The following is a 23091-nucleotide window of genomic DNA, read 5'->3' as shown; positions in this document are numbered from 1 at the left end:
TGGTCTATCCATTTATAAATTGTTGCAGGGGCCACGTCGTATTCTTTAGACAGCTGGGTGACGGATTGACCAGAATGATAGAAGGCGATAAGGGTTTCTTTAAATTCTTTTGAGTAGCGTTTTTGCATGTTTTTGTCCTTTGTCTAAATTATACAATAGTGACTCTAAGATTTAAGGATAACATCAGTTTATAGTAAGGGGTGAAAAATGGATTACACAGAATTTAGAAAATATGTTGAAGAAAACACTCGTGCCCAAGGTAAGTTTTTGGAAAAAGCTACAATATATTTATTAGACAAAAACGTCAGCAGACAATCATCTGCAAAATGGCCTGATTCTCGCATTGAAAAAGAAGCTAACAAGATGTGGGATATGAATATAAGCGGTGCTTTTATCAGCGTATCCGAAGGAATTAAAAATGCAGAAAACAAGCCTCGCTTTCATAATCATGAAGAGCAAGTGTCTTACTGGATAAACTTCATGAACGAGTACGAGTTTTTAGAAAATTTCACTGATGGTATTGATGATATGGAATTTGAATAAATAAAACTTTAATACTATCGCTTTCTCCTTAATCATGTCTTGCCCGACAATAGAACAGGAGAAAAAATGAATATTAAAGAAGTTCAAAAAAAAGACGGTACAACCGTCTATAAAGTAAATGTCTATCTTGGTGTAGATAGCCTAACAGGTAAGCAAGTACGCACCACGGTTACAGCCAAGAACCGTAAAACGTGCGAGAATAAAGCTCACCAAGCTATGAATAAGTTTATCAAAAATGGCTCTACTGTTGCAAGAGAAAAAGTTTCATTTGACAATTTTAATGCCTTAGCCACTAGTTGGTTTGATTCTTATAAATTGACAGTAAAAGCAAACACTATCAGAATCAATAGTAATTTTTTAAAAAATTATATTTTGCCAGCACTCGGAAACTATAAAGTTGAGAAAATTACAACTGTACTATTGCAAAATATTGTTAATGACTGGGCTAGAAATGCCAATACTGCTGAAATAGTTAACGGTAATCGTGAAAAGGGAAAAAGTAAAGATTATAAATTGTTACTCAATATCATCAAACGCATTCTTGATTATGGTATGCAATTAGGTGTTATCTCAGACAATCCAGCTATAAAAGTATTTTCTCCAAAACTCAAGACAAGAACAGTCAAAAAAATAAAGTATTTTAACAATGATGAACTCAAACGCTTCTTGGATTACCTTGACTCGTTACAATCAACCACAGCAAATATAAAAAGCACTACTCTATACAAGCTTTTACTTTCTACTGGTTTGCGTATCTGTGAGGCTTTAGCCTTATCATGGTCTGATATTGATTTTGTCAATAATACCGTTAGTGTATCTAAGACACTCATACAATATAGCAATGAGATACAAGACAGTGCAAAAACAAAAGAAAGCAATCGTTTAGTTTCTGTAGATAGCGAGACAATTTCAATGTTGAAAGAGTGGAGAAAACACCAAAATTACGGTGCTATATCTTTGCATGATTCTCTAGTTTTCTCATATCATCAAAAAATGAGAACTTACGAACTCGAAAGACAGCACTTAGTTCGACACTTTAAAAAAGCAAAAGTTCCTAACATAGGTTTTCATGGTTTCCGTCACACTCACGCAAGCCTACTAATGAACAATGATGTAAATCCTAAAGAAATTCAAATGAGATTAGGACATGCAGACTATTCGTTCACAATGAATTTGTACAGTCATCTTGCTAAAGAGAAAAAGAAAGAAACTGCTGAAAAGTTCGCTAATATACTTAAAGCACTATGATTTTTCTAGTTTTTTCCCGAACGTAACTAAAAACGTAACTAACTAATATAATGACAACTGAAATCCCTTTATATAAGGGATTCTAGGGATTTGTTGTGATACAGAGCTATTATACCCTTAGTAGTCAATAGCTGTCAATGACTTTTCTTAGATGATTGCTCTATAACTAATAAAAACTAAGCTACTTATTCTCTTTCTTGTATTATATAGCTTACTTTTACTCTCTTTATTTGAACTAAAATTATTTCAAAGATAAATAAAAAAACTGGCATTATGCCAGTTTTTTTATTGATTTTATTTCACACGGGAGTCATCACCCATATCATCAACTTTTTCTTTAACTTTGTCTACCTGATCAGATGTAAATTTCCCTGTTGTTTGAGCTGCGCCAACCACACGATCTTGTAAACTTTTTTCATCATCTTTTTGTTGTTCTTTTGTCTTAATATCTACGACCGTTACATTGACTTCAACAACTTCCAAATCAGTCATATCCGAAACTTCTTTACGGATAACTTCTTTGATTTTTTGGTAGATATCTGGAACATTCTTTTTATATTCTGTTACTACCTTAAGGTCCACGGCAACTTGCTTTTTGCCGACTTCAACGCCAACACCAGCAGTGACATCCTCTGTATTTACAAGTTTTCCTGTGAGATTTGAGAAAAATCCTCCATCAACAGCAAGTAATCCATTGACAGATTCAAGGGCAAGTCCGACAATTTTTTGGATGACTTTGTCTTCATATGCTAAGTTGCCTTTAACTTCAGTTGTTTCCGTTTTTGTGTTTTCTTGTACCATAATTTCCTCCTATTTTTTCTTCTTTATTTGTTCAATGATTCCCGTGCGTTGAAGATAGAGACCTACAAAAATCCCTAACCCAATAAGCAAGAAGAGAAGAATCATTTTCCAAAATCCGATTGTGAAGATACAAACTGCAATAATACAGCCTATTATTCCGCCAATAATCGGGTATCGATATCTTTCGAAAAGATCCATTTCTACCTCCTTAGACTACGCGTGGACTTGTCGAGTCTTTCTTTTCAACAATTGAGCTGACTTTGATTTTTAATTTCACCTCATGATTCAAACCAAAGAAATTTTTTAAACTTTCTTTGATTTCTTGCTCAATCGCTTTTGTTTTTTCAACAATCTCAACTCTGGGAATAATTTCTCCTTGTACATCAATTTTTATTGTGGACTGATATAAAGTCACATTTATTTTAGGGTTTCTAATATAGCCATTATCAAGCACGAGCTCTCTAACTAATCCTTCGATTGCTGAACGTTTTAGAGTCAAACTTCCTGCTTTATCATCTAATAAAATCTCCATATAGGTTTTGGGATAAAAGATGACAATCAGTAAGGCAAATAATAAGAGTATTCCTAAAATTGAAGCGCTGATAAATATATATTGGGGAAGTTTTTCACCAATGTAAGGAATTTCTGATGAGGGACTAAGCTCCCAACGAAAATTCATTTGATTAAAATAATCCCATAAAATTGGTATGAGAATGGTGAGGAAAAATAAATCAGCCAGAATAAAAATAAATTTTTTTCCTTTTGACACGATACCTCCTCTCTGTTATTGTTTCTTCTAGTTGTTTGCCTTACCTAAAAAGAATGAAACAACAGCTACAACGATGACAGCACCTATAATAGAGGGAATTAGAGCCATTCCGGCCAACTTTGGTCCCCATGTTCCTAGGAGTCCTTGACCTACTGCAGCCCCAACAAGTCCAGCTAAAATATTAGCAATCCATCCCATTGATTTGCCTTTATTGGTAATAGCTCCTGCAATTACACCAATAATGGCTCCGACAATTAACGACCAAATCATAAAGCACCTCTTTCTAGTACAGTTCCTGTACATTTTTACTATAACAAACTTTGAGGCATTTATAAAATAATCCGCTTTCTTTTTATTACATTTAACCTTTTTTACGATATTTTAGTAAACAAAAAATTCCATCATTAGAAATGATAGAACTTTTTTAGAGATAAATTGTACCTCAGGTCTCATACTTTTAGTTTCTGTGGATAAATATTTCTATTTGAAATATCTTATTTTTTATCTAATCCCCAAGTTTATCCCCAACTTGCATTTTTTGACCTAAACCATTAAGAAAACTAACAATGTCCATTTTAGGTTTGCCTGCCGGTTGGACCGTTAAAAGCTCAAGAATTCCATTGCCAGTAGCAACTTTTAATGATTTTTTTGTTTTTTCCACAATTTGACCGGCCTGTAAGGGATTATCAGAATTGTTAACAATTTCGTCAGCTACTTTGCTTTCATAAATCTTAAAGCGTTCCCCATTCCACAGGGTATGGGCGACTGGAAAAGGATTCATGCCACGAACTTTATTGAAAATTTCACGTGCGGATTTGTTCCAATCGATTTTTTCTTCTTCTGGTGAAATATTTGGACTAAAAGTCACTTCATCTTCATTTTGAGCTTGAGCTTTGAGTTGACCCTCCAGATACTTGGGTAATGTTTCAAGGAGTAAATCACGTCCCACAAAAGCCAATTTTTCAAACATAGTGCCGACATTGTCTTCTTCAAGAATTGGAGTAGAATTTTGAGCAATCATGTCACCGGCATCCATTTTACGAATCATTTCCATGATTGTCACACCAGCTTCTTTTTCGCCATTCATAATGGCATAATGAATCGGCGCTCCACCGCGATATTTCGGTAGTAAGGAAGCGTGTGTATTTACCGCAAAACGAGCGACATCTAATAATTTCCCTGGCAAAAATTGTCCAAATGCGGCAGTCACAATTCCAACTTCTCCTGATTCAAGGAGCGTCATAATTTGAGTCATTTCTACTGAGCCAGATAGCTTTTCTGGTTGAAGAACAGGCAAGTTAACCGTTAAAGCAAGTTCTTTAACTGGCGTCATTCTTAATTCCTGTTTTCGACCAACTTTACGGTCTGGTTGGGTCACAACTGCTAGGATTTCATATTGATTAGAGTCAATCAAACCTTTCAAAACGGTCGCAGCAAATTGTGGCGTCCCCATAAAGATAATTTTTGTTTTTGTCATAAGTTTTCAAACTCCTCGATAATAATTTTCTTTTGTTTCATTAATACTTGAACGGCCTTGTCACCTTTTGCCATTAATTGACCCAGATTTTCTGGAATGATTTGCCAAGAAAGGTCAAATTTGTCTTTGCACCAACCACACTGTTCGGCTTCTTTAACATGAGAAAGTTTTGACCAATAATCATCAATTTCGGCTTGATTTTTACAAGTCACAGTGAAACTGACTGCTTCATTAAATTTAAAAATTGGCCCACCGTCAAGACAGATAAACTCAAGTCCATTCAGACTAAATTCACCATTTAATACTTTTCCAGACATTCCTACGAAATGCTCATCTAGCTTTTCATCAGGATAATATTCGATGTTTTTGATTTTTGAATTTGGAAATACAGATACATAATAGTTCATTGCTTCTTCGGCATTATTGTTAAACCAAAGGCTTGGGATAATTTTTGCTTCCATAATTGACCTTCCAATCTCTGTAAATTTCGGCTTTATCCACATGGGGATAGTTATTGACTTCAGCAATTACTTTTAGGACAAGTGGAGATGAATTTTCTGCTGACAATTCTGTCACTAATTTCCAAACTGCTCTGTCAGAATCATTTTTTCCATCAGCAACAAATTGTGGTAGTTTTTTGGATACATGATTTAATTTTACATCAAAAAGGTTAAAAATGTGGTGACTAACGACTCGACGGTCATTTTCATAAATCCAAGCCGAAAAGAGGCGACTCTTAGCACTTGAAAGGACAGTAAATCCAGTTTCTTCAAGAATTTCTCGCTCTAATGTGTCAACCATTGATTCACCAACTTCTTGCGAACCTCCGGGCAAATCATAACGATTTTGGTAGGGACCTGAATTTTTTTCAATGACAAGTAATTTATCATTGTCAATTGCCACTCCGTATACTCCAAAATGTTTCAATAAATCAAATTTCTCAACCATATTTTACCTCATTTTACTTCAAAAATGGACGAAATTTTTCATGTTTTTGTTCAAATTCTTGAATTTGACAAATTTTATTTCCAGAAAATTTAACAAGAGAAATTCCATCAAAAATATTTTCTTCCCCTTTATAGACATAATGGAAAGTCCATGTGAAAAAACAAGTTTCATTATCTACATAAGACTTATCCACAGACCATGATTTCACTTGATTTTCCACAGGATTATTCCACTGACAGAACCACTTTTCAATTTCTGCTTTTCCTTGATATTGAGCGCCGTAACATTCTGTGTAAATAATATCTGCTGACAGAACACTTAATAACTTATTGATATCTTTGGTCAGCCAAGCGTCAATTGTTTGTTGAAAAAGTTCACTTTTGGTCATTTTCTTTGCACCAACCTTTCACATATTCGACTTTTTCACAGTGATTGAATGCTCTAAAAACTTCTACACATGTGGAAAAAGCCTCCTTGCGTGACTTGTTAAAAACTTCGTTTTCTTCTAGCTAAAAGTTTTTAACAAGCAAAACTTTTTCTTTAGTATGTCGCTCAATTTCCAGACGGCCAACAAAACGATTCTTGTAAAGGACTGGAAGAACATATGCCCCATATTTTCTTTTTTCCTTTGGAGTGTAAATTTCCCATTTGTAGTCAAAATCAAAGATTTCTCGAATCAAATTTCGGTCCCAAAGCAAATTGTCAAGCGGAGCAAGGAATTCCATTCGTACTGGCGCTTTTGGATTTACTGACAGACTGTCAGAGCGATCAGGGACAAGGTGCGAACTTGTCAGCAACTTTTCATCTTCTTTTTTCATATAAAAAATTGTTGAAATTCCTTCAATTTGAATTTCTGTAATTTTTTTATCTTCTAAAAGACTTTGAAAAGCTTGATTTCTCTCAAAAGTTTTGAAATGCTCAATCCCCAACCAAGCATCACTTCGCTTGTTCCATAAAAATCCAATCGTGCCAATTCGTCTCAGAACGAGTTGCTGATGATAATCAAGTTCACTTTCAAAAGGACTTTTCGCGCTCAAAAGTTTTGCTGACAAAAATTTTTCTGCCAAGGCATAAGCTTTTTGCCGTCCATTTTTATGATGAATAATCAGCTCACCTTTAAAATACATGGTTTCAAGCGCGGCTCTTGCCACAGATGAAGAGGCACCCCAATCCCAAATCAAATTTCCACTTTCCAAATGACGCAAATCTTTGGCAAAAATATATTCTTTTTCAGAGAGTATTTTTCTGATTTCAATCATCATTTGTAGAACAGGTTCACTTTGTCTACGCGCCATTGCTTCTGCATAGCTGATTCCCGCATATTTTTGAGTAAAAACTGTCAAATCTTCTATTGGCAAAATACAAAGATTTTTGTCAAAAAAATCAATCAAAAGACGGTCTTGATAAAGTAATTCATCAAGCATTTCTTTAGTGAAATACTCAATTCGCGCCTGCAAAGTCAGTTCTGGACTAGTTCCACAAACATCCACCGGATCAAACTGTACCGAACCTGCCTGCCTGACAAAATCCATAATCCCTTCTTTTCCTGAAAAATGTTTATGACCAAGCAAACCCTGCTTAGTCAATAAAAAATTTCTGGCTTCTTCTTTGGTTAATCTAATCATTTTTAACCTCATCAACTCTGATTTTATACAAAATTTTGTGGTTCGCTATCAATCAAGATTCGTAAATTTTTATTGTCACGAAGTTGGGTTAATTCAAGCACTTGATTCAAAGCGGACTCTAATTCTTCTTCAAAACGATATTTAACTAAAATTTGATAATGATAAAGATTATGTGTTCTGGCAATTGGTCTGGCAGTTGGTCCCAAAATTTTGGCTTTTTCTGTCAGATTTTGCTTTAAAATTTGAGAAATTTCATAAGATTTTTGAATGGCAACTTCTTCATCTTGATGAGAAACAAGCACTTGAACCGTGAAATAATAAGGTGGATAGGAAAGTTCACGACGAAATCTCATTTCCATTTCATAAAATTTTTCATAATCTTGAGCTTTGGTCATTTCAATGGCATAATGATGTGGATTAAAGGTTTGAATCAAAACTTCACCTTTTTTATCCGCACGTCCAGCTCGCCCAGCCACCTGCATCAGCAATTCAAACGAGCGTTCACTGGCCCGAAAATCAGGTAAATTTAGACCGGTATCTGCATTAATGACACCAACTAAAGTCACGTTTGGAAAATCTAAACCTTTGGCAATCATCTGAGTTCCTAAAAGGATATCAGCTTCATGATTACCAAATTTTTCAAGAATTTTTTCGTGAGCATTTTTCGTTCGAGTTGTATCTACATCCATTCGCAAAACTCGTGCTTCAGGCATGATTTCTCGAAGTTCTTCTTCGACTTTTTGCGTTCCAGAACCATAATAACGAATTTTTCGTGATTGACAGTTGGGGCAAGTTTGGGGAATGCCCTGAACGTGACCACAATAATGACAATTCAGAGTTCTGGTGTCCATGTGAAGGGTCAAGGAAATATCGCAATTGGGACAATCAACAACGAAACCACATTCTCGACACATGACAAATGAAGAATAACCTCGACGATTTAGCATCAAAATGACTTGTTCGTCTTTGTCAATTTTTTCTTTAATTTTTGCCAGTAATGATTGTGAGAAATTTGCTGACTGGTCAGAAATTTCACTGCGCATATCAATGATTTTAATTTCTGGCAAGATTGCTGCTTCATTTGCCCGCTTTGTCAGCAATAATAGCTCATAAACGCCACGCATGGCACGCGCCCGTGATTCTAAACTTGGCGTTGCTGAACCCAGAACAAGGGTGGCTCCATGCCATTTTGCTCGCAAAAGTGCAATATCTCTGGCATGATAACGCGGACTAGAATCTTGCTTATAGGAAGTTTCGTGCTCCTCATCAATGATGATAATACCTAAATTTTCGACTGGCGCGAAAATAGCAGAACGAGCACCGACAACGACTTGAGCTTTGCCAGACTTAATTTTACGCCATTCATCATATTTTTCACCGTCAGACAAACCTGAGTGCATGATGGCCACTTTGTCACCAAAACGAGCAATAAATCGATTGGTAATCTGCGGCGTCAGTGAAATTTCCGGCACAAGCATGATGGCCGTTTTTCCCATTTGTAGAAAATGGTCAATGGTCTGTAAGTAAACTTCTGTTTTACCTGAGCCAGTGATACCTTCCAACAAAAATGGTTTGTCAGAAGAAGCAATTATTTTTTCATAAGCTGATTCTTGTTCAGAATTCAGCACTTTGGCGCTATCATTTTCAATCGCTTCAAATTTATCTTTTGTCCGAGAAATTTCAACTTCCTCAATTTTTACCAAATCATGCTCAATAAAAAATTTGATAATTTGTGATGAAAAATTTAAAGATTTTAGAGCAATTTTTTCATCGGTCATTCGTAAGAGAAAATATTTTAGCTCCAAGCGTTTTTTCGCTCGTTTTTCAATTTCAAATTCATCCAATTTTTCCAAATCCGGAATAGATAAATATTTTTCGGTCTTCCGATTTTCTTTGGATTTAGCTAAATATTCTACTGACAGCTGTCCAGCACGCACCGCTTTTGCTGACGAAATTTTTTCTTCTTCTGTCAGCTGAGACCATTTGCTGACAGCTCCGTCAGCAGATTTCAAGAGTTTGTCATAATTAGAATTCAAAAGATTAGGCAGCATCGCTTTCAAACAAGAAATTTTATATGAAAAAACCGAGTGGCGCATTTCATCAGCTAACCATAGTTGTTCTTCGGTCAACACCGGTTCAAGGTCCAGTAACTCAGCAATATCTTTCAAATTTACTGACGAATTTTCTGCATCCTTTTCTTCTTCAATCCCAACAATAATTCCTTGAACCAAACGATTTCCTGTCCCAAAAGGAACATGAACCCGCATTCCCAGTTCAATCAAACTTTGAAATTCTTTTGAAATGGCATAAGAAAAAGGCTTATCAGTCTGCATCAGAGGCAGGTCAACGATTACTTTAGCAATTTTCATTCAGTTTTGACCTCCGTAATTCTTCTTTTAATTATAACACAGTTCACTATTTGATATTTGCCAATTACGATTAGACAATGGAATAAACTTTGATTCTGTCAGATGTCCTATATCCGCTAATATTAATAAAAATCAGTAAAACAAAATAAAAAAAGCGCCAATTGACGCCTAAAAAATTATTCTGCAGCAGCTGCTTTAGCCGCACGACTATTTTTTTGTTTTGCTTCTTCTTCAGCTTCTTCTTTTGCAATTTGTTCTTTGATAAGTTGTTCCTTCATTTTCGCTTGCAAACGTTCCAACTCACGTTTTTCAACCAAAGTTTCGCGCTTCAATTCAGGTGCTGGGTGAATTTTAACTGTTCCATCAGCAATTTCTTCCAAAGCTTGCAAAGTCCTTTTTACGGATTTAAATTCTTTTGTTGGACGTTCTTTATCACGCAATTCATGAGCGCGTTTTGCTTCCAAAACAACTAAAGAGTATTTTGAGTCCACTTGATCCAATAATTTGTCAATTGAAGGTTCTAACATCATAATCCATTACCTCATTTTCTAAACTTTTCATTTTAATATTTCTGACTTGGCTGTCAGTATTTTTTATATTAAGCTTTTACATCATCAATCATATGAACATAACGTTCAATCACGCGGTCCACTCGATAATGTTCAGCCTCAATAATTTTCTTGACACGTTCAGCAGCAAGTTCAACTTTATCATTGACAACCGCATAATCATATTCACTCATCAAACGAATTTCTTCTTTTGCTTTTTCAAGTCGTGAAGCAATGACCTCAGCTGAATCTGTTCCACGTCCCACCAAACGTCCACGCAATTCTTCCAAATCTGGTGGAGTCAAGAAGACAAAAACACCATCTGGAACTTTTTCTTTCACTTGTAGTGCACCTTGCACTTCAATTTCTAGAAAAACATCTTTTCCTTCATCTAATGTCTGATTGACATAAGTTAAAGGTGTGCCATAGTAATTTCCAACATATTCAGCATATTCGAGCATTTGTCCATTGCGAATCATTTCTTCAAATTCATCACGTGTCCGGAAATAATAATCTTTTCCATCTACTTCACCAGGACGTTGCTTTCTTGTTGTCATCGACACTGAATATTCAAAGTTGTTATCACTTTCAAAAATTTTAGCACGAACTGTTCCTTTTCCAACACCAGAAGGCCCAGAAAAAACAATTAATAAACCACGCTCACGCATTTTTTCCTCCGATATATCTTTAATTCTCTATATAAATCAACGATTAAGTTCATTCTATCAAAACTCCACTCTAGAAACTAGCTTTTGTAACCTAAAAGATATATAACTTAGTAATCCGAAATAAAAAAACCGTCCTAAGACAGTTTTTTTATTTTGCGTAGTCAATCGCTCGAGTTTCTCGGATAACGGTAACTTTAATATTACCGGGATAATCCATCTCATCTTCGATTCGATTTTTCACATCACGCGCCAAAATTACGATTTGGTCATCCGTCAATTTATCTGGTTTAACCATCACTCGAATTTCACGTCCAGCTTGCAGAGCAAAGGCTGTTTCCACACCATCAAAGCTTGTTGAAATTGCTTCGAGGTCTTTCAAACGTTTGATGTAATTTTCAATTGATTCACGACGAGCTCCAGGACGTGCTGCTGACAATGCATCTGCTGCTGCAACAAGTACTGCGATGTTACTTAATGGCTCTGTATCGCCATGGTGACTAGCGATTGTGTTGATTACAATTGGATTTTCCTTGTACTTACGTGCAAGTTCTGTACCAATCTCAACGTGGCTTCCCTCAACCTCATGGTCAAGTGCTTTACCAATATCATGCAAGAATCCTGCACGTTTGGCAAGAGCCTCATTTTCTCCCATTTCACCAGCTAAATTACCAGCAATATGAGCCACTTCAACAGAATGGTCAAGCACATTTTGACCATAAGAAGTACGGAAGTGTAAACGTCCCATAATCTTCATCAAGTCAGGATGCAAATTATGCGCGCCCACTTCAAATGCAGCTTGTTCCCCATATTCACGCATCTTGTGATCAAGGGCCTTACGATTTTTCTCAACCAACTCTTCAATGCGAGCTGGATGAATTCGACCATCTTGAACTAATTGTTCAAGTGTCATTCGAGCAATTTCACGACGAATTGGATCAAATCCTGAAAGTACAACTGCTTCTGGCGTATCATCAATGATGACATCAATTCCAGTCAAAGCTTCAAAAGTACGAATATTACGACCTTCACGACCGATAATTCGACCCTTCATGCCATCATCTGGTAAATTGACAACTGAAACAGTTTGTTCAGCTACCGAATCAGATGAAACACGTTGAATGGCAAGTGAAATAATATTTTTAGCTCTTTTATCTGCTTCTGCTTGAGCTTTTTCTTCACTTTGACGAATTGTTTGAGCCATCTCTTTTGTTAAACCATCACGGGTTTCACTCAAGATAATTTCACGAGCATCATCCATGCTCAAATTTGAAATACGCTCCAATTCCAGTCGTTTCTTTTCTTCAATATGCGCTAATTGTTCTTCTCGCTTACTGAGCGTATCAGTTTTTCTAACGAGGTTTTCCTCTTTAGAATCTAAGTTTTCTTCTTTTTTCGTTAAGGTATCATCCTTACGGTCTAAGATTTCTTCACGTTGTTTTAGGCGCTTTTCAGTCTCCTTTAACTCCTGACGTTCCTGCTTAAATTCATCTTCGATTTCGCGACGTTGCTTTTGTTCTTCTTCACGAAGGGTGTAACGGGCTTCTTTTTTGAAGGCTTCAGCCTCCCTTTTCAAAGACTCCGCCTCACGTTTAGCACTCGCCATCACCTCATTTGCTTTATTTTCTGCTTCGTTAAAAAGAGATTCAGCATCTTGCTTATTTTTCTTAATATTTTGGGCATAAAAAATAAATGCGACAACTAATACAACCAATAAGAACAAGAGAACGATAGAAATAATGTCCATTAGTCTCCTCTAAAGTGAGTAATCATTCCAATAAATTCTACTCACAGTTTGATTATAAATTAATGTATTTTGCATAGCAAAACACTCATTAATTATATCATTTTAAGCTTCAATATTCAATGAAAGATAGTGTAACGCTTTCAGAATATTTTAAAGTCATTTATGTCATGATAAATAGACTTCAAAGAAAGTAAATAAAAACAGCTACTTCAATAACTGTCTTTATTTATTCTTTAATCTTCAAGTAAAGCTGCTGCTGCCTCATCTAAAATAAATGTAATATTTGGATGCGTTCGCAAAATCGATGCAGGAACTTCCTCCGTTATTGGCCCTTCAAGAACTTTTTTCATAATCTCTGCTTTATTTTTTCCATCAGCAAAGACTAAAAGTTGCTTGCTTGCTAGAACTGTTCGTGGCCCAAAAGTGACATAAGGAGAAGCCGGTTCTTTATCTGTCAGCTCTTTGATTGACCGATAAATTTCATCCCCTTCTTCAAATGGAACAGCAAAAACTTCTCGCTCAAAACTTGTATGTCCTGGCATATTTGCACAAAAATGACCATCTTCTCCTATCCCCATGACAATCAAATCAATCCCACCATCCTGCAAGATTTTTTGATCAAAAACTTGATTATTTTGAGAATTTAACTCATGGAGATTCCCATCATCAATATGCACTCGGTCATAAAAAGCCATTTTTAAAGCACTCATTGTCAAACCATAACGTTCTCCAGCAAGAGGCACTTCATCAAAATTATAATAATGGATATTTGAGCGGTCAAAATTCATTTTTTGTAGTCGATCAAAGAGAATTTCATACATCCCAAGAGGAGTATTCCCCGCTGTTAGCGAAAGATTCACTCTTTTTGGCTGCATCATCTTATCAAGAACAATCGCTGCAGCAAGTTCACTCATCGTTGCATAGTCTTTAGTGATTATTTTTTTCATAGAAGCTCCTTTTTTTATTGTTACTTCTATTTTACAGGATTAAGTATTCTATTGAAAGCAACTCTACTCGTTGAAAATAAAAAAGCGGAAATCCGCTTTTTTATTATTTTTCAAGCATTGCTTTCAATTCATTAGCCTTGTCTGTTTGTTCCCATGGCAATTCAATATCCGTACGGCCGAAGTGCCCATAAGCTGCTGTTTGTCCATAAATTGGACGAAGCAAGTCAAGCATTTGGATAATTCCTGCTGGACGGAGGTCAAAGACCTTGCGGATCGCGGCCAAAAGTTCATCATCTGAAACTTTACCTGTACCAAAAGTCTCAACATTGATTGATGTAGGAGTGGCCACACCAATCGCATAAGAAAGTTGAATTTGAGCTTTATCAGCAAGTCCAGCAGCCACAATGTTTTTTGCGACATAACGAGCCGCGTAAGAAGCTGAACGGTCAACCTTAGTTGCATCCTTACCTGAGAAGGCCCCACCACCATGTGGTGCATAACCACCGTAAGTATCAACAATAATCTTACGGCCAGTCAAACCTGAGTCTCCTTGAGGACCACCGATAACAAAACGTCCTGTTGGATTGATAAAGTATTTTGTTTCATCATCCAAAAGTTCGGCAGGAATAATAGCCTTAATCACTTTGTTAATCACATCATCATGAATTTCTTCATTTGTTGCTGCAGCAGCATGTTGAGTCGAGATAACGACGGTATCAACACGTTTTGCTTTTCCATTATTATCATATTCTACAGTCACTTGTGATTTTGCATCTGGACGCAAGTATGAAATTTCACCTGATTTACGCAAATCAGCCAATTTCTTAACTAATTTATGTGAAAGTGAAATGGCAAGTGGCATATATTCGGCCGTTTCGTTAGTTGCAAAACCGAACATCATTCCTTGGTCACCAGCACCAATCAAATCAAGTGGGTCAACTAACTGACCATTTTTATCGCGAACTTCTTCAGCTTCGTTTACCCCTTGAGCAATATCGCTTGATTGCTCAACGAGTGAGACGTGAACACCGACTGATTTGTAATCAAAACCATTTTCGCTATCAGTATAGCCAATTTTTTTGATGGTTTCGCGAACAACATGGGCAATATCAACGTAAGCTGATGTTGATATTTCTCCAAAGACATTGACTGTCCCTGTATATACGACCGTTTCACAAGCAACGTGTGCATGTGGGTCTTGTGCGAGAATGGCATCAAGAATGGCATCTGAGATTTGGTCAGCAACCTTATCTGGATGGCCTTCTGATACTGATTCTGATGTAAATAAATGTTTTTCTGACATTAAAAATGTCCCCCAATCTAAATTTTGGTTACAAGGCGTCTTTAAACTTATTCAATTTTACTGACAGAAAGTTCTGTCATAGGATAGCTGTTATTACTTCAGCAATTTCCAGATATCTTAGTATTTTCATCATAGGATAGCCGTTGGCGCTTCAGCGGTTACGGATATGCTAGTTTTTTCATCAGTAATTTTTAAAATAGGTCAAATCCTTTCGGGACTCGTAACTCTCTTATTTTACCTCTTTTTTGGAAAAAATGCACTCTTTCCTTAACATGTTTTAAAAATAAATTTACTGATGAGTTTCATTTCTGTCATAGAATAGCCATGGACGATTCGCCCTACAAGCAAATGCTTCAGGTAGCACGAAGTGCATAGATAGCGATTACGGATATGCTAGTATTTTCATCAGTAAATTTGAAATAAGTTGTTCTTATGATAATTCAGACCCGAAACACTGAATGGTCTTGCTTTTCAACTTATCAATTATCAAACTTAATGTTTTTTAAACATGTATTCGCGTGTCATTGGCAAGCCTTGTCCTGAGGCTCCTTTGGTCAAGAGATATTGAACGACGTCAATATTTCCAGCTTCAAAACTTGCGGCACAAACTTGAAGATAAAGAGTCCACATGCGAGCAAATGGTCTACCCATTTCTTTTTCAACTTCACCAAATACTTCAAGATAATTCTCATTCCAAATTTCAAGGGTTTTTTGGTAATGACGTCGAAGAGGTTCCAGGTCGTCTATTTGCAAACCAGCTGTCATGATATGTTCAACATTTTCAGCGATATTTGGAATATATCCTCCCGGGAAAATATATTTTTCAATAAATGGGTCCACTCCGGCACCACGGTGTTGACCAGTAATCCCATGAATCAAGGCACGACCATTTGGCTTGAGATAATCAGACACTTTTTGGAAATACATTTCCAAGTTTTCTTTACCAACATGTTCAAACATTCCGACAGAGGTAATGTAATCAAATGGCTCTTCTTTGAGGTCACGATAGTCAACTAAGTAAACTTTAACCTTGTCAGAAAGTCCCAAATCATCAGCTTTTTTACGAACATAATAATATTGTTCTTCAGAAAGCGTCACTCCAACTGCTGAAAGTCCGTATTCTTGCACGGCTTTAAACATCAAAGTTCCCCAACCACATCCAATGTCAAGTAAATGGCCACCAGGTTTGCTATCAAGTTTGTCCAAGATATGATGAACTTTAGCAATTTGTGCTTCTTCAAGTGTCATTTCTTCATGTTCAAAATATGCACATGAGTAAGTCATTGTTGGATCAAGCCATTTGTTGTAAAAGTCATTTCCGATGTCATAATGACTATGAATATCTTCACGAGATTGTTTTTGAGAATGATTTCCCAAAAGTTTGAGCATTGATTTACGAAAGCCAGATTGGTCAGTTAAAAAACTGCCCGCTTTACGATAAGCTGATGCAACAAGCTCTTGGATACTCCCTTCAATCTCAATTTCTTCATTCATATAAGCCTCAGCTAATACCAAGGTTGGCATTGATGATAAATCGCTAAATGAGAATTTTTTATTGAAAGTGATGTGAACCTGAGTTTCTCCTTCACCATACTTTTCTGTTTTTCCATCCCAATAAGTCACTGCAATGGGGATATCGAAAGCAACTGCAAGTGCTTTGTTCAAGACTGTTTTTTCAAATACCAAGTTATTTTCCCTTTCCTAACTTTGTTCTAATAAAACTATACTCCGTAGACAATTGAAAGTCAAATAATTACTATCGTTAGACTTTTCTGAAAACTTTCATCAGCTCTAAAATCGTAAAAAAGAATAAGAGAATAGTTTTTTGATATAATAAAAAAATGAATGACAAACTCGAAAAATCTATCATCTTACAAAAAAATCCTTGGCTATCTGATGTTAAGATTGTTGCTGAATCTGAATCAACTCAAAAAGATGCCAAATTAGATGGCCAAGAAAATTGTCTCTATCTAACAGAAAAACAAAATCAAACTTATGGTCGATTTGGCCGTCAGTATTTTGCTGCGGACTCCGGTGGAATTTATATGAGTTTGTCTCTTATGCCATCAGTTGCACCAGAAAAATTACCAGAATTTACTTTACTTACTGGTGCCGCGGTTGTATCCGCCATTGAAAAACTTACTGACAAAAAACCACAAATCAAATGGGTTAATGATCTTTATTTAAATAATAAAAAGTTTGTCGGTATCCTTGCCGAAACTTCTCTAAATCTAGCTAAGGAAACTCAGGTTGTAATTGGAGTCGGAATTAATTTTTCTATTTCTCAATTTCCACCTGAAATCGAGAATAAAGCAACTTCTCTATTTTACAATGAAAAGCCAAACATCAATCGTTCAGAATTAATTGCCGAAATCTGGTCAGAGTTTCATCGCCTATCCACTGGAACTTTTTTTGAAATCTATAAATCACACTCTTTTATTCTTGGAAAAGAAGTTGAGTTTGTCCAATCTGGTAAGAACTTTTCAGGAATCGCTACAGATTTGACTTCCAACGGTGAGCTCATTGTTAAGCTAGCTAATGGTCAACAAAAAATACTTTCCAGCGGTGAAATATCACTAAAAAAATGGACTTAATCAAGTCCATTTTTCCAGTTATTATTATTATATTATATAGGAGGCCAGTTTTAGGTCATGGTGGACCAGTTATGAATGACTGACAGAACAACTTATGATGAACTTGCAGTTCTGTCAGTTAAATTTATTAAAAATCTGACCAGTCATCTTCTTTTTCTTTTTCAACTGGTTGATCTTCTTTAGTCTTACGACTTTTGGGTTCTTCCCACGGATTTCCCCATTGGTTTGAATCTTGTTGATTTTGGCGCCCTTTATCTTCATAACGGCGTGCCCAATTATTCATTTTATCTGAATAACGTTCTGACCAACGATCCATTTTTTCATCAAAATGTTGCGCTTTGCGGTTCCATTTTTCTTGATAATCATTTTCTGAATCATCATAGTAATTTCGTGGTCTAGCACTTGGAATAATCCAACTTGCTACGAAATACAAGGGAATCAAGCCACCCCAGCTACCAAAAGCTAGGACGACAAACAATATCCGAAGAATCGTCACAACATCACGACCTAGACCAAAATATTCTGCAATCCCTGCAATGACACCGCTCACTCGACGATTTGTCACCGATTTTGTTAATTGTCTTTGAGACATAATTTATCCTTTCTTTTAATAATTGAGTTATCCCTGTGACGGTGTCATTAATAGACTCGCAATCACATAAACAATGAGTAATGTTCCCCAACTTCCGAAAGTACCAAGCACAATCAGAACCCGAATTACATTAATTACTGCACGGCTCAAGCCAAAGTATTCCCCAAGTCCCCCGACGGTTCCTGCTATGACTCGATTGCTACTTGATCTTTTCAGAGGTTTCTTAGCCATTTCTCACCTTTCTTCTCAAAATTTACTGACAGCCATCTTATTTTACTAACAAACTCTGACAGACTTGTCATAAGCTGTTAGCGGCTTCATCTAGTAGATTTTAATTAATTTTCTTCTTTGTCAGTCATTTCGGTATCTTTAAGCCAAATTGTTCCTGATTTTGTTTCGAATTCGAAGGTTAATGATTCTGCTCCTTGACGGACAACAGCTGCACCATTACGTCCTGCTTCAAATGGACTATCAAGATTTAAACGTGTTTTGTAACCGCCAAAGACTGTCCGAACATGTCCAACTAAGCCTAAGCTTTCAGGCACAGAAACTTTAATGTCCCCATTTACATTTTTAACGTTTAATTTGTGAGCCGTTCCTGTTTTTTCGGTCAGCAATATATTTCCGTTAACGAGAGAGATATCACCAGATTCGAAAGCCGTTGTAATTCTAATATTACCATTAACAGCAGTTAATTCCAAATCTGAATTTGTTCCATCAAGAACCTTGATTTCCCCATTTTTATTATTAATTTTTAATTCATCACTATTTACTTCGACAACTTCAGCTGTCCCATTAATGAGATTAATGTTTAATTTTTGAGTTGAAATTTTTTCAACTTTAAGTTCTGCATGAGGTGCATTGATTTCGATATTTTCGTAATCTTTAATTGGTAAATAGAGTTCAATATCTGCAGAAATTCGACCATTTGCTTCAATTTCAAGCACATCATCTTCAACTTCAAGTTTAGTTTTTTCAGCGATATAAGCTTCTACATTTCCATCTTCAACTGCCCCGTAAACTTTGTATTCTACTTTTACATGAGCATTCTCACCTGGCAAGATACTTACCTTACCACTTTTAAGATTGAGATCAATTTTTTTGAAATCTTCTTCAATATCTTTTTCTACGATATGAGAAGTTGATTTAACTTTTGGAAAGCCTTTTGAAAAATCAATATTATCATCAACTGATTTAGCTACCCCTTGAAAAATTTCTTTTCCTCTAGCAAACAAACTTTCTGCAACATTTTTCATTGCATCAGGAAAATCTACATCGTGATTAACATATCCTTCTTTGTCTGTATATGAGAATTCTTTTGAATCTGTTTTTTCATCCGAAGTTTCTGAATCAACTGAACCATTTTTTTCAAGTAGCTCTAAAGCTTCATCTTCCGTGATAATTCCACGACGCATCAAATCCATTATTCTATCTTTTTTATTAGCCATTTTTTTAGATCCTTTCTCTGCTCATTCAAGCATTCAATATCTTAAAAACTTTTTTTTATTGAGATTGTCTTTATCTCGTACACTTATTATCTCAAACTTCTGCCAAATAAAAATCAGCCTTTGGGCTGATTTTTAATCTCTTCTTTTTTATAATTAGATAAAGTATTCCTAATTTTAAATTTTTGATGTTTTTTTATTCTATCATTACTAATTATTTAGGTTGGATATAAGTTGCTAACGCGGCAACACCAGCAGAAATATGGCGTTCACTGACAATATTATTTCCTTTTACATTCATTTCAGAAACTAAAATAGAATTATCTGGATAAACTTTCTCAACAAAAGCTACATGTCCATATTCTGGACTAGAACCAGCTACACCTGGTGGGAAACTGACAGCATAACCCTCAGTAGGAACAGTTGTCGTAAAGTAACCTTGAGCTTGAGCATTGATACCCCATTCTCCACCATTACCCATATGAGTCCCAATTTGTCCACCAAGCTGAATAATTCGATTATAAACATATTGAGTACAGTTACCGAAAGCATAACTATCTGCTCCAGGATAATCCACCCCATTATAATCCGGATAAGTTGATGAATCTAATTTTGAAGCGACAAGTGGACTTTCTGGAATATTACTATCTAAAACTTGAGTCGTACTGTCGACATTATCATAAAAATTCAAGTTATATTCTTCAATAATTTCAATCAATTTTTGAGCATATTCAGGGTCTGTAGCAAAGATACCTTGTAAAGCTTGAGCTGCTTCTTGATAAGTTTTCGCATGAGATTTCCAAGCACCAGCATAAATTTCTGAATTCCAAGTTGTCCCCTTAATCATTAAGTTAATATAATCATCTAAAGCTTGGTCATAGTTGCTATAAACTCTAAAACTTTGCTCGATATAATAAGGATTATTCCCAGAAAATTCTTCTGTTTTAAATGAAATTGATTTTCCTAAATAAGCCCCCGTAATATTGAAAATATTAAAATATTGTTGGGTCATATTACTTTGCCCAGAACCAGATTCCAAAATCGCCTGCGCCAAAATAATTGAAGCATATAAATTATTTTTACCTGCTAAAATTCGTACTCGATCGGCGATACTTTTAATAAAAGCTTCTGTGCTAGAAGAATCAATTTTTTCAATTGGTTTAGCAGCTTCGTTTTTTTTCAATACAGGCCCACTATATACAGAGGCTGCTGAATCTGATGAAGAATTAGGAATTTGCGCTGCAGTTGACGTTTGATTATAAGAGCTATTTTGATAATAATTAGAAGGTGCCGTTGTAGATGGTGTTGCTGATGGTGCCGTCGTAGATGGTGCTACTGGAGGCGCTTGTGTCGTTGTAGAAGGCTTAGTAGCTGAATTATTATTTGATGATGAATTAGATGTACTTGGTTTTGATGATGAATTAGACGTACTTGGTTTTGATGATGAATTAGACGTACTTGGTTTTGATGATGAATCAGACGTACTTGGTTTTGATGATGAATCAGACGTACTTGGTTTTGATGATGAATCAGACGTACTTGGTTTTGATGATGAATCAGATGTACTTGGTTTTGATGATGAATCAGATGTCTCAGTTTTTTGTAATGAATCAGAACCATCACTAGTCCCTGAAATATTTGATTGAGTACCTACACTAATCGTCTTAGAAGGCGCACTTTCAGAATCTACTGTTGAAGTGACTTTACTTCCTGGTACAGTATTTGCATTCTCAGTCGTTGATGAAACACCTTCAGTAGATGTTTTTACACTTTCCTGATTATCATTATCTACTTTTGAGTTATCTACTCCACCATTTGTATTTGAAGAAGAAAGGTCATCAGCCTTACCAACCATCCCAAATGTTGCCATACCTAAAAGCAGAGCAGTCCCTGCAATAAATTTTTGCTTTTTCACTCGCTTCACTTGCGTATTTACCAATGTATTTTATCCTCCATGCTTACAATAGTATAATTTCAACATCATTTCTTCAAGACGTTTACATTTACATAATTGTAACACTTTTAATCATTCAAGTCAACTTAACAACTTTTAATTATCACTTGTATATTATATGATACATATCTACTGAAAATCATCTTCTTTTGAGTAAGTAGTATAATATAGAAAAGACTTGGAACACCTATATCACATTTTAACACTTAATAAATTGAGCAACTAAACCATTAGTTCTCATTTCATATTCTATTCTTATTCTACCGTAATATGCACTCTTAAATCAAAAAAAGAAACTGCTTAATAGCAATTTCTTTTTTATATTAGTTTAACAAGCAAATTAAGCTTTGTTTGCTGAACCGAATACATCGATACGTTCTTCAACTGACGCAGTAATTGCATCGAAACCAGGTTTCAAGAATTTACGTGGGTCAAAGAGTTTTTTCTTCATGTATTCTGCTTCATTATCGTCAAATTCATTAACGAATTTACGAGTAGCAGCTGCGAAAGCAAGTTGGCATTCAGTGTTAACGTTAACTTTAGCTACACCGTTAGCGATAGCTTCTCTGATTTGATCATCAGGGATACCAGAACCACCGTGAAGTACGATTGGCACATTGTGTCCCATAGCTTCAACAAGTGCTTTGTTCAATTTTTCAAGGTGATCAATGTGGAGACCTTTCCAGTTTTCTGGGTAAGGACCGTGGATGTTACCGATACCTGCTGCAAGGAAGTCAACACCAAGTTTAGCCATTGCAACTGCATCATCGATAGGAGCAAGTTCACCTTCACCAACGATACCGTCTTCTTCACCACCAATTGAACCAACTTCACACTCAACTGAAATGCCTTTAGCGTGAGCTTTAGCGATAACTTCTTCAGCAAGTTTAAGGTTTTCTTCGATTGGAAGATGTGAGCCGTCAAACATCAATGATGAGTAACCAACTTCAATACATTCCAATGCATCATCAAAATGACCGTGGTCAAGGTGAATTGCAACTGGAACTGTGATTCCCATTGATTCTACAAGAGTTTCAATGAGAAGTTTACACATTTTGTAACCACCCATGTATTTAGCCGCACCCATAGAAGTTTGGATCAATACTGGAGTCTTTTTAGCTTCTGCTGCGCGCAAGATAGCTTGAGTCCATTCAAGGTTGTTTGTGTTGAAACCACCGATAGCGTATCCGTTATCACGAGCGGCTTGTACGAATTTTTCTGCTGAAACGATTGCCATTTCAAAATTCCTCCGAATATTTTTTTACCTACCTAGTATAGCATTTTGTGAAGTTTTTTTCTAGTCCAAGCTCATAAAAATCCAAAGTAACCACTTTATTAAGCCATTCTTAAATAAAAATAAAAAAAAATTAATAGCTAAAACTATTAATCTTATCATATCCCGAGGACCGGTTTCGAACCGGTACGAAGGTTACCCCTCGCAGGATTTTAAGTCCTGTGCGTCTGCCAGTTCCGCCACCCCGGGTATTATACAAAAACTCCCATAGGGAGATTTATC

General features: G+C 35.9%; 25 protein-coding genes and 1 tRNA gene. 3 read left to right on the top strand and 23 right to left on the bottom strand.

Annotated elements, in window-relative coordinates; translation table 11 throughout:
- Positions 1-128, bottom strand: a 128-nt coding sequence (locus tag LLA01S_RS12180) for a transposase (protein ID WP_139949450.1), incomplete at its 3' end; no start/stop codon positions are given.
- Positions 129-207: 79 nt separating this feature from the next.
- Between LLA01S_RS12180 and LLA01S_RS08815 the strand changes: the two genes are divergently transcribed.
- Positions 208-543, top strand: a complete 336-nt coding sequence (locus tag LLA01S_RS08815) for a hypothetical protein (RefSeq protein ID WP_014573177.1) — start codon at positions 208-210, stop codon at positions 541-543.
- Positions 544-609: 66 nt separating this feature from the next.
- Complete coding sequence (locus LLA01S_RS08810) at positions 610-1791, top strand: tyrosine-type recombinase/integrase (RefSeq protein WP_061778173.1); 1182 nt, start codon at positions 610-612, stop codon at positions 1789-1791.
- Positions 1792-2085: 294 nt separating this feature from the next.
- Here LLA01S_RS08810 and LLA01S_RS08805 read toward each other — a convergent pair whose 3' ends face one another.
- From LLA01S_RS08805 to LLA01S_RS08730, 16 genes are all read right to left on the bottom strand, one after another.
- Complete coding sequence (locus LLA01S_RS08805) at positions 2086-2592, bottom strand: Asp23/Gls24 family envelope stress response protein (protein ID WP_011676957.1); 507 nt, start codon at positions 2590-2592, stop codon at positions 2086-2088.
- A gap of 9 nt (positions 2593-2601) precedes the next feature.
- Positions 2602-2790 (bottom strand): DUF2273 domain-containing protein, encoded by a 189-nt coding sequence (locus LLA01S_RS08800; RefSeq protein WP_011676958.1) that lies wholly within the window; start codon positions 2788-2790, stop codon positions 2602-2604.
- A 10-nt stretch (positions 2791-2800) separates the two neighbouring features.
- Entirely contained in the window at positions 2801-3361 is a 561-nt protein-coding gene (gene amaP / locus LLA01S_RS08795; protein ID WP_011676959.1) for an alkaline shock response membrane anchor protein AmaP, read from the bottom strand.
- Between the two features lie 27 nt (positions 3362-3388).
- Entirely contained in the window at positions 3389-3631 is a 243-nt protein-coding gene (locus LLA01S_RS08790; RefSeq protein WP_011676960.1) for a GlsB/YeaQ/YmgE family stress response membrane protein, read from the bottom strand.
- A gap of 235 nt (positions 3632-3866) precedes the next feature.
- Positions 3867-4838, bottom strand: a complete 972-nt coding sequence (gene fmt, locus LLA01S_RS08785; RefSeq protein WP_011676961.1) for a methionyl-tRNA formyltransferase — start codon at positions 4836-4838, stop codon at positions 3867-3869.
- Entirely contained in the window at positions 4835-5299 is a 465-nt protein-coding gene (locus LLA01S_RS08780; protein ID WP_014573181.1) for a VOC family protein, read from the bottom strand. The genes fmt and LLA01S_RS08780 overlap by 4 nt, the downstream gene beginning before the upstream one ends.
- A complete protein-coding gene (locus LLA01S_RS08775; protein ID WP_032951407.1) occupies positions 5265-5786 on the bottom strand; it encodes an NUDIX hydrolase in 522 nt (173 codons plus the stop codon). Before LLA01S_RS08775 ends, LLA01S_RS08780 begins: the two co-directional genes overlap by 35 nt.
- 13 nt (positions 5787-5799) lie before the next feature.
- On the bottom strand, positions 5800-6174 hold the full coding sequence (locus LLA01S_RS08770) for a nuclear transport factor 2 family protein (protein WP_011676964.1): 375 nt from the start codon (positions 6172-6174) through the stop codon (positions 5800-5802).
- 121 nt (positions 6175-6295) lie between these two features.
- A complete protein-coding gene (locus LLA01S_RS08765) occupies positions 6296-7411 on the bottom strand; it encodes a DNA glycosylase AlkZ-like family protein (protein WP_061778172.1) in 1116 nt (371 codons plus the stop codon).
- A 23-nt stretch (positions 7412-7434) separates the two neighbouring features.
- The gene (locus LLA01S_RS08760; protein ID WP_014573183.1) at positions 7435-9780 is read right to left on the bottom strand and encodes a primosomal protein N'; all 2346 of its coding nucleotides are present in this window, start codon (positions 9778-9780) and stop codon (positions 7435-7437) included.
- Positions 9781-9956: 176 nt separating this feature from the next.
- Positions 9957-10310 (bottom strand): DNA-directed RNA polymerase subunit omega, encoded by a 354-nt coding sequence (gene rpoZ, locus LLA01S_RS08755; protein ID WP_011676967.1) that lies wholly within the window; start codon positions 10308-10310, stop codon positions 9957-9959.
- Positions 10311-10378: 68 nt separating this feature from the next.
- Positions 10379-10996 (bottom strand): guanylate kinase, encoded by a 618-nt coding sequence (gene gmk / locus LLA01S_RS08750; protein WP_011835859.1) that lies wholly within the window; start codon positions 10994-10996, stop codon positions 10379-10381.
- Between the two features lie 148 nt (positions 10997-11144).
- Positions 11145-12740 (bottom strand): ribonuclease Y, encoded by a 1596-nt coding sequence (gene rny, locus LLA01S_RS08745; RefSeq protein WP_014573185.1) that lies wholly within the window; start codon positions 12738-12740, stop codon positions 11145-11147.
- 233 nt (positions 12741-12973) lie between these two features.
- Complete coding sequence (locus LLA01S_RS08740) at positions 12974-13687, bottom strand: glucosamine-6-phosphate deaminase (RefSeq protein WP_011676970.1); 714 nt, start codon at positions 13685-13687, stop codon at positions 12974-12976.
- A gap of 103 nt (positions 13688-13790) precedes the next feature.
- Positions 13791-14990 carry a methionine adenosyltransferase gene (metK, locus tag LLA01S_RS08735; RefSeq protein ID WP_015082824.1) on the bottom strand — a complete coding sequence of 400 codons (1200 nt, stop codon included), beginning with the start codon at positions 14988-14990 and terminating at the stop codon, positions 13791-13793.
- A gap of 492 nt (positions 14991-15482) precedes the next feature.
- Positions 15483-16676: an SAM-dependent methyltransferase gene (locus tag LLA01S_RS08730; RefSeq protein ID WP_061778171.1), complete on the bottom strand. Its 1194-nt coding sequence runs from the start codon at positions 16674-16676 to the stop codon at positions 15483-15485.
- A gap of 155 nt (positions 16677-16831) precedes the next feature.
- On the opposite strand from LLA01S_RS08730, the gene LLA01S_RS08725 reads away from it, so the two are divergent.
- Positions 16832-17584: a biotin--[acetyl-CoA-carboxylase] ligase gene (locus LLA01S_RS08725; protein ID WP_061778170.1), complete on the top strand. Its 753-nt coding sequence runs from the start codon at positions 16832-16834 to the stop codon at positions 17582-17584.
- 127 nt (positions 17585-17711) lie between these two features.
- Here LLA01S_RS08725 and LLA01S_RS08720 read toward each other — a convergent pair whose 3' ends face one another.
- The 6 genes from LLA01S_RS08720 to LLA01S_RS08695 all read right to left on the bottom strand — a co-directional run bounded on the left by LLA01S_RS08720 (position 17712) and on the right by LLA01S_RS08695 (position 23058).
- Complete coding sequence (locus LLA01S_RS08720) at positions 17712-18176, bottom strand: PspC domain-containing protein (RefSeq protein WP_061778169.1); 465 nt, start codon at positions 18174-18176, stop codon at positions 17712-17714.
- Positions 18177-18203: 27 nt separating this feature from the next.
- On the bottom strand, positions 18204-18407 hold the full coding sequence (locus tag LLA01S_RS08715) for a PspC domain-containing protein (RefSeq protein ID WP_014735143.1): 204 nt from the start codon (positions 18405-18407) through the stop codon (positions 18204-18206).
- Between the two features lie 104 nt (positions 18408-18511).
- Positions 18512-19624, bottom strand: coding sequence for a DUF4097 family beta strand repeat-containing protein (locus LLA01S_RS08710; protein WP_011676974.1), 1113 nt, complete (start codon positions 19622-19624; stop codon positions 18512-18514).
- 211 nt (positions 19625-19835) lie between these two features.
- Positions 19836-21560, bottom strand: a complete 1725-nt coding sequence (locus LLA01S_RS08705; RefSeq protein ID WP_061778168.1) for an amidase domain-containing protein — start codon at positions 21558-21560, stop codon at positions 19836-19838.
- A gap of 355 nt (positions 21561-21915) precedes the next feature.
- Positions 21916-22812 (bottom strand): class II fructose-bisphosphate aldolase, encoded by an 897-nt coding sequence (locus LLA01S_RS08700; protein WP_011676976.1) that lies wholly within the window; start codon positions 22810-22812, stop codon positions 21916-21918.
- A gap of 160 nt (positions 22813-22972) precedes the next feature.
- Positions 22973-23058, bottom strand: a tRNA-Leu gene (locus LLA01S_RS08695).
- Between the last annotated feature and the right edge of the window lie 33 nt (positions 23059-23091).

Source organism: Lactococcus cremoris subsp. cremoris NBRC 100676 (assembly GCF_001591705.1).
Taxonomy (GTDB): Bacteria; Bacillota; Bacilli; order Lactobacillales; family Streptococcaceae; genus Lactococcus; species Lactococcus cremoris.
This window is presented reverse-complemented; position numbering and strand designations above follow the sequence as displayed.

Bases quoted from the DNA above. Each gene is read 5' to 3' on its own strand.
- LLA01S_RS08770 (WP_011676964.1), bottom strand. From the start codon at position 6,174: ATGACCAAAAGTGAACTTTTTCAACAAACAATTGACGCTTGGCTGACC.
- LLA01S_RS08725 (WP_061778170.1), top strand. From the start codon at position 16,832: ATGAATGACAAACTCGAAAAATCTATCATCTTACAAAAAAATCCTTGG.
- LLA01S_RS08760 (WP_014573183.1), bottom strand. From the start codon at position 9,780: ATGAAAATTGCTAAAGTAATCGTTGACCTGCCTCTGATGCAGACTGAT.
- rpoZ (WP_011676967.1), bottom strand. From the start codon at position 10,310: ATGATGTTAGAACCTTCAATTGACAAATTATTGGATCAAGTGGACTCA.
- LLA01S_RS08715 (WP_014735143.1), bottom strand. From the start codon at position 18,407: ATGGCTAAGAAACCTCTGAAAAGATCAAGTAGCAATCGAGTCATAGCA.
- LLA01S_RS08740 (WP_011676970.1), bottom strand. From the start codon at position 13,687: ATGAAAAAAATAATCACTAAAGACTATGCAACGATGAGTGAACTTGCT.
- LLA01S_RS08810 (WP_061778173.1), top strand. From the start codon at position 610: ATGAATATTAAAGAAGTTCAAAAAAAAGACGGTACAACCGTCTATAAA.
- LLA01S_RS08710 (WP_011676974.1), bottom strand. From the start codon at position 19,624: ATGGCTAATAAAAAAGATAGAATAATGGATTTGATGCGTCGTGGAATT.
- LLA01S_RS08790 (WP_011676960.1), bottom strand. From the start codon at position 3,631: ATGATTTGGTCGTTAATTGTCGGAGCCATTATTGGTGTAATTGCAGGA.
- LLA01S_RS08815 (WP_014573177.1), top strand. From the start codon at position 208: ATGGATTACACAGAATTTAGAAAATATGTTGAAGAAAACACTCGTGCC.
- LLA01S_RS08775 (WP_032951407.1), bottom strand. From the start codon at position 5,786: ATGGTTGAGAAATTTGATTTATTGAAACATTTTGGAGTATACGGAGTG.
- LLA01S_RS08780 (WP_014573181.1), bottom strand. From the start codon at position 5,299: ATGGAAGCAAAAATTATCCCAAGCCTTTGGTTTAACAATAATGCCGAA.
- fmt (WP_011676961.1), bottom strand. From the start codon at position 4,838: ATGACAAAAACAAAAATTATCTTTATGGGGACGCCACAATTTGCTGCG.
- LLA01S_RS08800 (WP_011676958.1), bottom strand. From the start codon at position 2,790: ATGGATCTTTTCGAAAGATATCGATACCCGATTATTGGCGGAATAATA.
- LLA01S_RS08700 (WP_011676976.1), bottom strand. From the start codon at position 22,812: ATGGCAATCGTTTCAGCAGAAAAATTCGTACAAGCCGCTCGTGATAAC.
- LLA01S_RS08720 (WP_061778169.1), bottom strand. From the start codon at position 18,176: ATGTCTCAAAGACAATTAACAAAATCGGTGACAAATCGTCGAGTGAGC.
- LLA01S_RS08765 (WP_061778172.1), bottom strand. From the start codon at position 7,411: ATGATTAGATTAACCAAAGAAGAAGCCAGAAATTTTTTATTGACTAAG.
- metK (WP_015082824.1), bottom strand. From the start codon at position 14,990: ATGTCAGAAAAACATTTATTTACATCAGAATCAGTATCAGAAGGCCAT.
- LLA01S_RS08805 (WP_011676957.1), bottom strand. From the start codon at position 2,592: ATGGTACAAGAAAACACAAAAACGGAAACAACTGAAGTTAAAGGCAAC.
- gmk (WP_011835859.1), bottom strand. From the start codon at position 10,996: ATGCGTGAGCGTGGTTTATTAATTGTTTTTTCTGGGCCTTCTGGTGTT.
- rny (WP_014573185.1), bottom strand. From the start codon at position 12,740: ATGGACATTATTTCTATCGTTCTCTTGTTCTTATTGGTTGTATTAGTT.